Here is a 13,979-nt window from a genome sequence, read left to right on the forward strand (position 1 = left end):
CTGCTTTCCCAGGCGATCCTGGCCGCACTCGCGTGCGCGGCCATGCTGCCATCGCGGGCCGTTGCCCAGGACGGCACCGTACTCACCCTGGGCACCGTCCAGGCCCGCTCCACTGCCGACCGCGAGCTGTCGGCGCGCTCGGTATTCACCTCGGTGGACATCATCGGCGGCGACCTGCTGCAGCAGCAGAAGGTGGATCACAGCTGGGAGCTGCTGACGAACGCGCCCGGCGTGCAGGTCACCCAGTTCAAAATGGGCACCGATGCAGGCCGCTTCTCCTTCCGGGGCTTCAACGGCGAAGGCCGCATCAACGCGGTCAAACTGCTCATCGACGGCATCCCGAGCAACGACAATGCCGGCGGCATGCCGTACCTCGACGCCGTATTCCCGCTGGATATCAGCGCGATGGAGATCGTGCGCGGCACCAACGACGCCCGTTATGGCCTGCACGCCATCGCCGGGGACGTGAACGTACTCACCCGCCAGGGTGGCAACGACGGCCAACTCAGCGTCTCCGTCGGCAGCTTTGGCACCCGCGACGTGCAACTCGCCAAAGGATTCGAGACTGGGGCCTGGTCGCAGAACTACTTCGTCGGCTGGCGCGGCGCGGACGGCGAGCGCGACCACGCCGATGGCACCCAGCGCAGTTTCGCCGGCAAGTGGTTCTACACCGATCCCGAGGACCGCTGGCGCGCGGGCCTCAGCAGCCGCTACTACAAAAACGCCGCGCTGGAAGCCGGCTACCTCAGCTACCCCGAGGTGCAAGCGAATCCCAACCAGTCCCCGGCCTACGCCCGCGATGACCGCAGTGAGCGCGAGACCGTCCAGACCGCCCTGCATGCCGATGGCGCGCTTGGCAGCGCCGGTCACTGGAACGCCAAGGCCTACCAGAACAGCTACCGCAACCAGCGCTGGGTCACCTTCACCGCCGGCGGCGCGCAACAGGAGCGCTTCAACGATGAAACCCAGCGTGGGCTGATCCTCACCACCACGTGGCGCCCCAACACCGCCTTGGCCGAGGTCGTGCTCGATGCCGGCGTGGACGGGCAATGGCAGGACAACACCGCGCGCCGCTACCGCACCGCGGCACGCGAGCGCCAGGCGACGCTGCGCGACTGGGATTTCGACCTGGACACCCGCGGCGCTTACGTGCAGGCGGTGATCCGCCCCGTCGATGCCCTCAAGATCGTGCCAGCCTACCGCGTGGACCACATCGACGGCGATTTCCGCGCAGTTGCCGCAGGCACGCGCGCCCCGGTGTACGACTACGGCCTGATCAGGCAGCCCAAGCTGAGCATCTCCTATGCCCTGGGCAGCCACACCACGGCCTACGCCAACTGGGGCCGCACTTTCCAGATCGGCAGCGGCAATGGCGCCTACCGCACCCAGCCCGGCAATCTGTCGGCCTCGATCAACGAAGGCTGGGAGACCGGGCTGACGTGGGCGCCCGTGCAAGGCCTGCAGACCCGCCTCGCCTACTGGGAACAACACGCCTCCGACGAGGTGGCCACCATACTCGGCGTCAACGGCAGCGTAGGCAGCAACGAGGTCGGCAACGTCGGCAAAACGTTGCGCCGCGGCTGGGACGCGCAGCTCACCTGGCAGGCCAGCGCGGCCTGGCGCGCGTGGGCGTCGTACTCGCGACAGAAAGCGGTGATCCGGATACCCGACCCCGGCGCGCCGCAGACCCGTGGCCGGCAGATCGAGAACGTGCCGAACTGGCTGGCCACCGCCGGCGTGGAATATACGCCCACCCCCGATTGGACCTTCAGTGCCTGGGGCAACGGCCAGGGCGACTACTTCGTGGAGCGCACCAACACGTTGGGCCGTTACGGCGGCTATGCGCTGTTGAACCTGAGCGCCAGCTACCGCCTGGATGCGCGCAACAGCCTGGCCCTGCAACTGAAGAACGCCACCGACCGGTTCTACGTCTACGCGTGGTATGACAGCGGTTCGTCCGGCTACTCGCCGGGGGACGGCCGCGCGCTCTACCTGAGCTGGACCCGGGAGCTCTGACATGGATACCGCTACCTCGCCGCCGTCGCCCGATCGCTGGCGCTTCTACCGCGCGGTGTGGCGCTGGCACTTCTATGCCGGGCTGTTCGTGCTGCCGTTCATTGCCTGGCTGGCGCTGACCGGTGCGGTCTACCTCTACCAGAAGCCGATAGACCGCTGGGTCCACCATGACCTCAAGGTCGTGGAGGACCCGCGGCACGCCCGCACACGTCCCAGCGCCCAGATCGCCGCCGTCACTGCCCTCACCCGTGGCGAAGTGTTCCGCTACACCACCCCGGAGCGCCGCGATGGCAGCGTGGAAATCGGTGTGCTGGAGGCCAACGGGCGGCGCGAGGTCTACTACGTCGACCCCGCCTCGGCGCGCATCCTCGGGCACCTGCCGGACAAGGGCACGTTCGCCGGCGTCGTACGCCGCCTGCACAGTCTGGACCTGCTCGGCGACTATGCCCGTGCGCTGATCGAGATCGCCGCCGGCTGGGCCATCCTGCTGGTGTTGACCGGTGTCTACCTGTGGTGGCCGCGCGGGCGGAAAGGCGGCGTCAGCACGGTGCGTGGGCGGCCGGGCCAGCGCCTGTTCTGGCGCGACCTGCATGCGGTGACCGGCGTCTGGGTAGGGCTGGTGCTGCTGTTCCTCGCGGTCACCGGCATGCCTTGGTCGGTGGTGTGGGGCAAGCAGGTCAACGCGTGGGCCAACGGGCAGGACTACGGCTATCCGGCCGGCGTGCGCGTGCAGGTGCCGATGTCGCATCAGCGGCTGGCCGACGCCAGCACGCCCACCTGGTCGCTGCAGCAGGCGCAACTGCCGGTGTCCTCCCTGCCCCACGCCCAACACGCTCCCGCCGATAGCCACGCCGGGCACGAGGGGCACGGCGGAGGCGCACTGGGCGATCTCTCCGCCCAACCCGGCAGCATCGGCATCGACGCGGCGCTGCAACGCTTCAACGGCCTCGGCCTGGTACCCGGTTACAGCGTGGCGCTGCCGCGCGGTCCGATGGGCGTGTATACCGCCTCGGTCTACCCCGAGGACCTCGCAGGCCAGCGCGTGGTGCACCTGGACCAGTACAGCGGCCGCGTGCTGCTGGACATGGGCTACGCCGATTACGGCGCGCTGGGGCGTGGGCTGGAATGGGGGATCAACGTGCACCTGGGGCAGGAATACGGCACGGTCAATCGCCTGTTCCTGCTCACCGCCTGCGCCGCGATCCTCATGCTGTGCATCAGCGGCGCGGTGATGTGGTGGAAGCGGCGGCCGATCGGCAGCATGGGCGTGCCTGCATTGCCCAGGCAACGGCGAACGGTGGCCATCGTGTTCGTGCTGCTGTGCGTTGGCGGGGTGCTGTTCCCGTTGGTAGGTGCGTCGCTGCTGGTGGTGGGCGTGCTCGATTTCATTGTCAGCGGCGGGTGGGGCGCTGTGCGTCCGGTTCGCCATTGACGTGCCCGCGCAATCCCTTGCCAGCACCAGCAACGCGGTGCGCGCGCGGCTGCCACGAAGAATGATGCGCTGATCGTGCTGCGTGAGATCGGCAGCCATGGGCGGAGCTGCGTTGAACGTTACCTGCACAGACCACCACCTTCCGCCCAACCTGCAACAGCAAATCGCCGGGAGAATGCGCTGGGTCTGTTTGCCGGGTGCAGCGCCTCGGCGCCACGCCCACAGGGCGGCATGGCGACCATCCAGCCGGTGCACAAACGCTGAACAACGGTCGCCAGCGAGCACACTCCCCCGCGCCACACAGCCGTCACGGACGCGCGCGCATAACGTGCCGACCCCGCGATCAAACCTGCGCACGTGAATCCATCGCCGCCCGCCCTGCAGTCGTCCCGCGCGCCGGATCGCGCGCTCGACGCGGTCAACGTCTTCCTTGCCGATGTGCGCGACGGACTGGGGCCCTACCTGGCGATCTACCTGCTGGCGGTGCACAAGTGGGAACCGGCCAGCATCGGCGCGGTCATGACCGTGGCCGGGCTCACCGCCCTGGTCGCGCAGACGCCCGCAGGGGCATTGATCGACCGGGTGAGCGCCAAGCGGGCAACGATCGTGATCGCCGCGATGCTGGTCACCGTCAGCTGTCTGGTGCTGCCATGGACCACGTCGTTCACCCTCGTCGCCATCACCCAGGCGGTGAGCGCGGTCGCCGGCACGGTCTTCGCCCCGGCCATCGCGGCCATATCGCTGGGGATCGGCGGCCCGCGGGTATTCGCACGGCGCATGGGGCGTAACGAAACCTTCAATCATGCAGGCAACGCGGTTGCCGCGGTGCTGGCCGGCGGGCTGGCGTATGTGGGCGGGCCGGTCATGGTGTTCTACCTGATGGCGGCGATGACGCTGGCCAGCATCGCGGCGGTGCTGATGATTCCGGCGGCGGCCATCGACCACGAGCGCGCGCGCGGGTTGCCCTCCCCCCGCCAGGACGCGCCAGCGCCCGTCTCGGTCCTGCGGCTGCTGCACAACCGAACGTTGATGACCCTGGCGGCCTGCTGTGCGCTGTTCCACCTGGCCAATGCGGCGATGCTTCCGCTGGTGGGCCAGAAACTGTCCCAGACCAGCCCGGCGCTGGCCACCACGCTCACCGCCGCCTGCATCGTGGCGGCACAGCTGGTCATGGTGCCGGCCGCGCTGCTGGTCGGACACCGGGCCGACGCCTGGGGACGCAGGCCGCTGCTGCTGGCAGCGTTCCTCATCCTGCCGATCCGCGGCGTGCTCTATCCCTTGTCCGACGCGCCCGCCTGGCTGCTGGGCGTGCAGCTGCTCGACGGCATTGGTGCCGGCATCTTCGGTGCCCTGCTCCCCGTCATCGTCAGTGACCTGACCCAGGGCACCGGTCGCTTCAACGTCACCCTGGGCGCGGTGTCCACCGCATTCGGGCTGGGCGCCGCCCTCAGTCCGGGGTTGGCCGGGTTGATCGTGCAGTTCGCTGGGTATGATGTCGCGTTCCTGACCCTGGCGGCCATCGCTGCCCTGGCCTTCGTCCTGGCCATGGCCATGCCCGAGACCCGGCCCCAGGCCAGCGATACCACCGCCGAACCCGCGACACCGGCGTCCAACGCCAGCCTTTGAGTGTTTCCCGAGCCATTGATGCACATTCCAACCACGTCCCTGATCATCTGGACGGTCACCGCCGTCGCCACCTGCGGTGTCATCTTTCGCCCGTGGCGCGTTCCCGAATACGCCTGGGCACTGGGCGCGGCCGCGCTGCTGACCGTCACCGGCCTGCTGCCATGGAACGCAGCCATCGCCGCCGTGGCCGAAGGGGCCGACGTCTACCTCTTCCTGATCGGCATGATGGTGCTGGCCGAACTGGCACGGCAGGAAGGGCTGTTCGACTGGCTGGCCGCGTACGCGGTGAAGCACGCCAAGGGCTCGGGACAACGCCTGTTCGACCTGGTGTTCCTGGTGGGCACGCTGGTCACGGTCTTCCTGTCCAACGACGCCACCGCCGTGGTGCTCACGCCGGCGGTCTATGCCGCCTGCAAGGCCGCCCGCGCCAACCCGCTGCCGTATCTGTTCGTCTGCGCCTTCGTGGCCAACGCCGCCAGCTTCGTGCTGCCCATTTCCAATCCCGCCAACCTGGTGGTCTTCGGCGATCACATGCCCTCCCTGGCCGCATGGCTGCGGCAGTTCACCCTGCCCTCGCTGGCCGCCATCGGGGTCACCTACCTGGTGCTGCGCCTGGCGCATCGGCGCCAGATCGCCCCGCCACTGGCGGCCGTGGCCGACCAACGGCCCCTGTCCGATGGCGGACGCCTGTGCGCGATCGGCGTCGGTGTCACCGGCAGCGTGCTGTTGGTCACCTCGGCGATGAACGGGCCGCTGGGCCTGACCACCTTCTGCGCCGGTGCCGCCACCCTGGCCATCATCCGTCTGCGCCAGCGCCGCAGCCCGCTGGCGATCCTGCGGCATGTCTCCTGGGGCGTGCTGCCGTTGGTTGCCGGGCTGTTCGTGCTGGTCGAGGCGGTGGCGCAGACCGGAGTGATTCGCCTCGCGGCCGACGCACTGGAAGCCTTTGCACGCACCTCGCCCGGTGAAGCCAGCTGGCTGGCCGGTGGCGCGGCCGCCGTGCTGAGCAACCTGGCCAACAACCTGCCGATCGGCCTGGTCGCCGGCTCGCTGGGCCAGATGGCCGACCTGCCGACGCAGACCCGCGCCGCCCTGCTGATCGGCGTGGACCTCGGCCCCAACCTGTCGGTGACCGGCTCGCTCGCCACCATGCTCTGGCTGGTGGCGCTTCGTCGCGAAGGCGAAGACGTGAGTGCGCTGACCTTCCTGCGCCTGGGCATCCTGGTGATGCCGCCGGCGTTGCTCGCCGCACTCTGGCTTCTGTAGCCACGTCGTTGCCTGTCGACGTGGCCCACGTGACTACAACCAATGGCACAGGAAGCCAGCGCCTCGTGCGCGCTAGATTGGAACTCACATGGAATTGAAGGAGCGCGTGTGAAGCGTCTGTTTTTCTCCTTGGCGTTGCTGCTCATGTCTGGCGCGGCTGGAGCTGCATCCAGGCCAGTGGACGGAAAGACAACCGTCATCGTACTGGGCGTGGACCACGCGGCCCAGCTCGTGGCCCGCAATGATCGGCCGGCCCTGCTTGCCGCTTTCCTGGCGCATGCCAAGCCCGACGCGATCTGCATCGAGCGCTCGCCCGAGGCTTTCGCGCGCAACGACTATTACGAGTTCACCTACGAGGTCCAGGACCTCGTGGTCCCCTTCGCCCGGCGCAACGGGATCGACCTGTGCCCCATCGACTGGGAGCCGCCGGTGGAGGACGCCCGGCTCGGGTTCGGCCTGGACCTGGGCGCAGCGCCGGAACTGCGCCCGGCCAGCGGATTCCAGCAGTTCCTTTCGTTCCCGTCCCCGAGCCATCTCACCCGGGATATCTTCCACGCCGACGACGCCAGCAACGTGGCGCGCATCGCGCAGTGGGCCGCGACCCCGGCCAAGCGCGCAACCGATGATCTGCCGCGCAGGCTGTATCTCTATCGCACCTACCTGCAGGCCCAGCGGGTGACCGCAGCAGCGAAGGCGCATCCTGGCGGCACGGTGGTAGTGGTGGTCGGGGAGTTCCACAAGCGCGATATCGAAGCGATCCTCGCCGATGCCGCCGACCTGCGCATCGTCCAGCCGTCCAGCCTCGGCAAGCCCACCGAGGCGCAGGTGCGCCAGCAGGAGCGCCGTGACTATCGGGTGGCGGTCGCCAGCTTCAACCTTCTGGGCGTCCAATCCGCCACTGGCAACATCGATCGCGCGTTCGTCCGCGACACCGTGCAGGCACTCAAGGCGGAACAGGACTCGCCCGAGGCCCGGCTGATGGAAACACGCCTGGACCTGCTCGAAGCACGCATTACCCCCGCCATGGCGGTGGACCGCTATCGCGCCATCGCCGCAGACGCGGGCGACGCGCGCTTCACCTGGACCGGGGTGACCGACGTCGCGCGCCTGGATTCCTACTTCGATCCCTTCGGCAACCTCACCGTGCGCCAACGGGCCCTGCTCGAAACGGCACGGGAGCTGCACCGTACCGGGCGTGGCGCAGAGGCGGCCGGGATACAGCAGGCCCTCGGCAGCGAACTCGGCGAGCGCAAGAGGGCCCAGCTTGCCGGCTACTGGGAACGCTACATCGTTCAACCGGCGTCGCTGTAAGTCGCCAGCGCGGGAGGCTCCATGGGAAGACGATCACTGCGGCGACAGGCGGCTGAAGCGTTGAGCCTTGGAATTTCATGACGCCCGCGGGGCCGAGGTGAACATATAAAGAGCCTATCGCATCGATATACGCCGAAGATCAATCCCGGCCTAATTGAAAACGGATGTGAATCGCCAATGAATATTTTTGTGACCGTCACCGCATTTACAACTAATTGCATGTTGTCCGATTGACCCCCTGCCTACCGTTGCGACCTCGCCCTTCCTGGCATGTCAATGCCGACACTACGAGGTTGCACACGATGAAGTCTGACGTCTCCGTACAGCGGGTCCTGTCTTTAGCCATCGCTTCGGTACTTGCGATGACGGCAACAAACGCCGCCACCGCGTTGCCGATCGTTGCCGACGGCATCCATGTCGATGCAACCAGTGACACCGTCGTGGGTGATCCCGGCTATCTCGGCCATGCCGTCAGCGCCATCAACGGCGGCACGATCATCGCCTCGGACATGACCCTGACCACCAGCGGCGAGCAGGCCTCCGGCGCCATCGCCGATGGCGTCGGCAGTCGCATCGAACTGAACAACAGCACCATCTCCACGTCGGGCTACGTGTCGCCTGGCCTGAACGCCGTGTCTGGCGGCCAGATTGTGGCCGAAGGCGTCACCTTCAGCTCCACCGGCAACAACGGGCGCGGCGTGCAGGCCACCGGCGCCGGCAGTGAAGTCACCTTCAACGGCGGCCGCATCAGTACGGCGGCGATCTACGCCGATGGCGTACGTGCGACCGACCATGGCGTGGTCAACCTGGGCCGCGACAGCGCTGGCCAGGGCACCGTCATCACCAACATGGGCGGCTCGGTCGGTCTGCTCGCCGGCAGCAGCACGGCCGGCGCGAGCGGCTCCATCAACGCCGTCGGCGTGACCGTCAACAGCAATGGCCCGGCCGCCTTCGCCGGCGGCTCCGGCGCGCGGTTGAACCTCCGCGAAAGCACCATCAATTCCTTGTCCTCCGGCGTTGTCGCCACGTTGGGCGGCCACGCGGTCATTGAAGGCACCACCATTCGTTCGGGTCGCGCGGACCGGCTCAACAGCCATGGCGTCTCCGCCGACAATGGTGCACATGTGGATGTGCGTGACACCTCCATCAGCACCATCGGCGCAAGGTCGTACGGCCTGTATGCCACCAGCGCGGGCCGCATCGACACCACCTCCACCAACGTCGCCACCACCGGGCTGAACTCCCACGGTGTCGTCGTGGACAGCGCCGAGAGCCGTATCACCCTCGCAGGCGGCCAAGTCAGCACGACCGGCCAGGAAGCCTACGGCCTTTATTCCACCGGAGGCACGATCAACGCCGACAACCTGTCCATCAACACCTCCGGCCTTGGCTCCATCGGCGCGTTCGCGCGCGGCGCCGATGCCGTGGTGACCTTGAGCAACAGCACCGTCGTCGGGGGCAACCGGGCCCATGGTGCCGCCGCGCTGGCGGGAGCAGAGTTGAACATCATCAGCTCCAGCCTCACCGCCAACGATTCCAATGGCATCACCGCGCGAAATGCCGGTACCCGGGTGAACGTCGCCGGGTCCAATATTCAGACAACCACCGAAAATTCCCACGGGGTACTGCTGAGCGACACCGCCAGTGCAACCATCGACGGCGGCCGCATCACCACCGCCGGCGACCGCAGTCGCGGCATCTGGGCCGCGGGCGGCAGCACCGCCAATGTCAGCAACGCGCGTATCGAAACCGCGGGCAACCGCACCGCCGACGCCAGTGGGCTTCCGTTTGGCGCGGCCGGCGTGGTCGCCTCGTCCGGCGGCCAGATCAGCCTGCAGAACACCGACGTCGCCACCACAGGTTACTGGGGCGATGGGGTCGATGTCGAAGGTGATGGCTCGTTGTTGCGCATGAGAGGCGGCAGCGTGCACACCACCGGTGAGAACTCCAAGGGTGCCGCAGCATACGGCGGCAACAACGCGTTGATCCTGGACGGCGTCCACATTCTCACCGAGGGCAATGCCGCACGCGGCGTGGTGGCTTCGGGGTCCGGCAGCACGGCTACATTGAGCAGCACCGCTGTGGCGACCCGCGGCGTGGCATCGCACGGACTGGATGCCGTCGATGGAGCTTCCCTGCAGGCCTCGGGCACGACCGTCACCACCGAAGGCGCTGGCGCCTACGCCGCGCGCGCGCTGAACGGCGGCGTCATCGATCTGCAAGGCGGTACGCTCAACGCCGCCGCGTCGGCGGGCCTCGGCTTGGATGCGGCCACCCTGCGCGCCAGCAATGGCACCCGCATCGAAGGCGGCAACGGTCGTCTGGCCGAGTTCCGCTCGGACCGCGCCAACACCGTTTCCTTCGAACGCAACGTAGTGGCCCTCGGAGACATTCGCTTCTCCGATGGTGCGATCGACAGCGACGGCAACGGCTCCCTCGACCGCACCTCCACCCTCTCTCTCGACCACGACAGCTACTGGAAGGGCGCCACCGATGCCGTGGGCGATCTCTCGCTGGCCAACGGCAGCCGCTGGGACGTGACCGGTGATTCGCAGATCGGCAGCCTGTCCATCAGCAACGCCACGGTCGCCTTCGACCATACCGACGGCCAGTACAAGACCGTCACCGTGGACGGCGACTTCCATGCAGACAACGCCTTGCTGGCGATGAACACCGCGCTGGGCGATGACACCTCGCCCACCGACCGGCTGCACGTGCGTGGCGACACCTCTGGCACCGCGCGCATCGCGGTGAACAACATCGGCGGTCGCGGCGCGCTCACCCACGACGGCATCCAGCTGGTCCAGGTGGATGGCGTCTCCGCCGGCAAATACCAGCTGCAGGGCCGTGCCGTGGGCGGTGCCTACGAGTACTTCCTCCACCAGGGCGGCCGCACCGATCCGACCGATGGCGACTGGTACCTGCGCTCGCAGTTGCCGGTGGCTCCCATCGACGAGTGCCTGGCCAACCCGCAGAACCCGGCCTGCCTGGACCCCGAAGTGCCCACGCCGGTCGAGCGCCCGGAAGGCGGCGTCTACCTCGCGAACCAGGCCGCTGCCGTCGGCATGTTCGACCTCACGATGCACGAGCGTGTGGGCGAGCCGAACCTGGCCGAGCGCCAGAAGAACGGCGACACGATGGGCGGCGTCTGGGCCCGCGTGACCTCCGACCACACCCGTGGCCGCATCGATGACCAGCTCGCCCGTCAGGGCCGCCAGCACCTGCTGCAGGTGGGTGCCGACCTCACCCGCTGGGGCCGCGACGACCGCGGCGTGGCCGGCGTGATGGTGGGCACCGGCGAAGCGACCGCGCGCGTACGTTCGCAGGTTACCGGCTATACCGCCGAAGGCCGGGTCAAGGGCCGTGCCGCCGGTGTCTACGGCAGCTGGCTGCGCGATGCCGCCAACGACGGAGGCCTGTACGTGGACAGCTGGGCGCAGATCGCGCGCTTCCGCAACACCACCCAGGGCGACGCCCTGCGCGCCGAGCGTTACGACAGCCGCAGCACCAGCGCATCGGTGGAAACCGGCTATGCCTTCAACGTGCATCGCGGCAGCGCCAGCGCCATGTACCTGGAGCCGCAGGCACAGGTGATCTGGAGCGACTACCGCATGGACGGCGGCCATCACGTGGAGGCCAACGGCACCGACGTGCGCGAGGCCAATGCCGTTGGCGTGCGCACCCGCGTCGGGGTGCGCCTGTTCGGTCACACCACGCTGGAGGGCATCAACCGCGTGCAGCCGTTCGCAGCCGTGAACTGGCTGCGCAGCCATGGCGGCGCCAACGCCGTGTGGCTGGATGACATCCGCCTGGAAGGAGCGGCGCCGCGCGATGTGTACGAGGCCAAGGCCGGCGTGCAGCTGCAGCTCAGCCGCAGCCTGACCGCCTGGGGCGAGATCAGCGCCGGGCGTGGCGCACAGGACTACCGCAGCTATGGCGGTTTGTTGGGGGTGAAGTACGCCTGGTGAGTTCTCTGCTCGGCCATATCAAGCCGCAGTAGGTCAATATCACTGAACTGCAGAAGGGCGCCACGTGGCGCCCTTCTTTTCAAGCCCGCCAGGCTACAGCAGCACCTGCCGCGTGCTGCGAAGATAATGATGGATCTCCTCCTCCACCGCCTCATCGATCATATAGACCGGCCGCTGGCCATTGGGGCAGCGCAGACGCGGGGTGGTCCCGAACAAGCGACAGATCAGCGGGCGCTCGGCGTAGATCTCGCAGCCCTGCTTGCCCAGGTAGGGGCAACTGAGTTCGGCCAGCGCAGCGTCGTGCTCGGCCTCGCTTTTCACCGGCAGGCGCGCCATCTCCTCGCTCGACACGGTGACCGGGCCACAGCAGTCGTGGCAGCCGACGATGCACCGGAAGGACGGGATCTGATCGCGCAGCCGCTCTAGTGCGTCGCTGTTCGTATAGGGCATTGCGATGAGCCTCGGCCACGCGTTCACGGTGGACCATTTTACAACCCGTTGCCCGGCCAGGCGGGGGACCGGCGCAATGACGCCCCTTGCGCCGCGCTCGGGGGCGGCGCGCATTCAGCATCCAGCCCTGTGAGACCATGCGCCGAGCAGACGGTCCTTCGCTCCACCGTGACCCGTAGTCGTCAAGGACACACCCATGCCAGACACTGGCCTGTTCTACCTCTTTGAAGTGTGCTGCAGCCCAACGAAAACCGCTCAGCATGCCTTACCTGAGATCGAGTTCGTCCGGGTCCAGTGCAGCACGTGCCGACACATCTTCAGGGCCACCGCGCCACCCAGCCTGGAAGCGTTCGACGGCGGAGGGGCGGCGCTCACGTGCCCCAAATGCGGAACACGGCAGGCGATCTCGGGCGCCCGTTTTGCCGAATACATGGAACGCTTCCCGAGCGGCAATTGTGAAGAATACAGGGCGTCCCCTGGCGACGCGGCCAGCGCGACCTGAAGGACCCATCAGGTGTGCCCTTCGGGTACACCGCGCTCGACGAAGCAACGCCCCCCTGGAGCGCCGATACGCAGTCGCATCCCCAAGGGCTGTTTTCGACTGGCACGCCAGTTGATACAGCCTCTCCAGCCAAAGGGCGCACTCACGACAGCGGCGATGCCCGGCAGCAGCAGCCCGTTGAGCATCCACGGACTGATCACCGCGTCTGCGGTGGCCGACAAGGCCTTGGGAAAGACGACGCCACAAAGAATGACGCCGATCACCGAGGCCGCAAACAGTAAGGCCGAACCCAAGGCCGGAGTGAACTTCTTTTCAATTCCCTCCAGTGCAGGTCACTTGGACATCAGTGACGATGGCAATGCTCGTGCACGTAACCGCTCGGAGCAACGGGCTCAACCCCGCCCTGCCAAGCCCCGACCGAGCATTCCGTCGGGTGCAGACCCTGCACATCCCATCGACGCCACTGGGCCGCGACGTTTACTCGTGCATCCGCACACTGGAGCTTCTTCGATCCCATGAAGGCTCAGCCGATGCCCGTGCCCAAATATCCAAAACCGCCGTTCAAGCCCCAGCAGCAGTCATTCCCTGGCAAAACCGACAAGCTCGATCCGCGCCCGGATCACGGTGAGAAAAGCTACGTAGGCCACGGCCTGTTGCAGGGCAAGAAAGCCCTGATCACCGGCGGAGACAGCGGCATTGGTGCAGCAGTGGCCATCGCTTACGCCCGCGAAGGCGCGGATGTGGCGATCGCATTCCTAAAGGGTGAAGAGAAGGACGCGGCCAGCATTGCGGCGCTGATCGAGGAAGCAGGCCAGAAAGCAGTGCTGTGCCCCTGCGACATCAGTGATGACGCCCAGGCCGAAGCACTCATCCAGCAGGTCACCCGCGAACTTGGCGGCCTGGACATCCTGGTCAACAACGCCGCGTATCAGCGCTACTACGAATCCTTCGACGACATCACCCTGGACGACTGGCGAAAGACGTTCGATACCAATGTGCATGCCGTGTTCAACCTGACCCGCCTGTGCGTGCCGCACCTGCAGGACGGCGGTTCGGTGATCAACACCGCCTCGGTCAACTCGAAGAAGCCGACCCCCAACATCCTGCCCTACTCCGCCACCAAAGGCGCGGTCGCCAATCTCACCATCGGCCTGGCCGGTCTGCTCGCCGAGAAGGGCATCCGGGTCAACGCGGTGTTGCCGGGCCCCATCTGGACCCCCTTCATTCCCGCCGGCATGGCCGCGGAAGAAGTCGAGCAGTTCGGCAGCCAGACGCCCTTCGGTCGCCCCGGCCAACCGGCCGAGCTCGCGTCGGCCTACGTGATGCTCGCCGCCGACAGCGCCAGCTACACCTCCGGCGCACTGCTCACCGTTTCCGGCGGCGCGGTCACCCTGTAAGGCCTCGATCC

At 67.4% G+C, this 13,979-nt stretch carries 9 protein-coding genes; 7 read left to right on the top strand and 2 right to left on the bottom strand.

Annotated features, from left to right (window positions below):
* Positions 1-42 precede the first annotated feature (42 nt).
* From M2421_RS02750 to M2421_RS02775, 6 genes are all read left to right on the top strand, one after another.
* Entirely contained in the window at positions 43-2,016 is a 1,974-nt protein-coding gene (locus M2421_RS02750; RefSeq protein WP_259203539.1) for a TonB-dependent receptor, read from the top strand.
* 1 nt (position 2,017) lies between these two features.
* Positions 2,018-3,448 (top strand): PepSY domain-containing protein, encoded by a 1,431-nt coding sequence (locus M2421_RS02755; RefSeq protein WP_259203070.1) that lies wholly within the window; start codon positions 2,018-2,020, stop codon positions 3,446-3,448.
* A 357-nt stretch (positions 3,449-3,805) separates the two neighbouring features.
* On the top strand, positions 3,806-5,074 hold the full coding sequence (locus M2421_RS02760) for an MFS transporter (protein ID WP_259203073.1): 1,269 nt from the start codon (positions 3,806-3,808) through the stop codon (positions 5,072-5,074).
* 18 nt (positions 5,075-5,092) lie between these two features.
* Entirely contained in the window at positions 5,093-6,340 is a 1,248-nt protein-coding gene (locus tag M2421_RS02765) for an arsenic transporter (protein WP_259203074.1), read from the top strand.
* A 129-nt stretch (positions 6,341-6,469) separates the two neighbouring features.
* Positions 6,470-7,651: a hypothetical protein gene (locus M2421_RS02770; protein ID WP_259203076.1), complete on the top strand. Its 1,182-nt coding sequence runs from the start codon at positions 6,470-6,472 to the stop codon at positions 7,649-7,651.
* Between the two features lie 362 nt (positions 7,652-8,013).
* Positions 8,014-11,619 (top strand): autotransporter outer membrane beta-barrel domain-containing protein, encoded by a 3,606-nt coding sequence (locus M2421_RS02775; protein WP_259203077.1) that lies wholly within the window; start codon positions 8,014-8,016, stop codon positions 11,617-11,619.
* A gap of 93 nt (positions 11,620-11,712) precedes the next feature.
* On the opposite strand, the gene M2421_RS02780 is transcribed toward M2421_RS02775, so the two are convergent.
* Both M2421_RS02780 and M2421_RS02785 read right to left on the bottom strand, forming a co-directional pair.
* A complete protein-coding gene (locus M2421_RS02780; RefSeq protein ID WP_310439318.1) occupies positions 11,713-12,069 on the bottom strand; it encodes a YkgJ family cysteine cluster protein in 357 nt (118 codons plus the stop codon).
* A 510-nt stretch (positions 12,070-12,579) separates the two neighbouring features.
* Positions 12,580-12,864: a hypothetical protein gene (locus M2421_RS02785; protein ID WP_259203079.1), complete on the bottom strand. Its 285-nt coding sequence runs from the start codon at positions 12,862-12,864 to the stop codon at positions 12,580-12,582.
* 237 nt (positions 12,865-13,101) lie between these two features.
* Here M2421_RS02785 and M2421_RS02790 point away from each other — a divergent pair, with 237 nt between their 5' ends.
* Positions 13,102-13,968, top strand: coding sequence for an SDR family oxidoreductase (locus M2421_RS02790; RefSeq protein ID WP_259203540.1), 867 nt, complete (start codon positions 13,102-13,104; stop codon positions 13,966-13,968).
* Positions 13,969-13,979: the final 11 nt, after the last annotated feature.

This window comes from Stenotrophomonas sp. BIGb0135 (genome assembly GCF_024810105.1).
Taxonomy (GTDB): Bacteria; Pseudomonadota; Gammaproteobacteria; order Xanthomonadales; family Xanthomonadaceae; genus Stenotrophomonas; species Stenotrophomonas maltophilia_AB.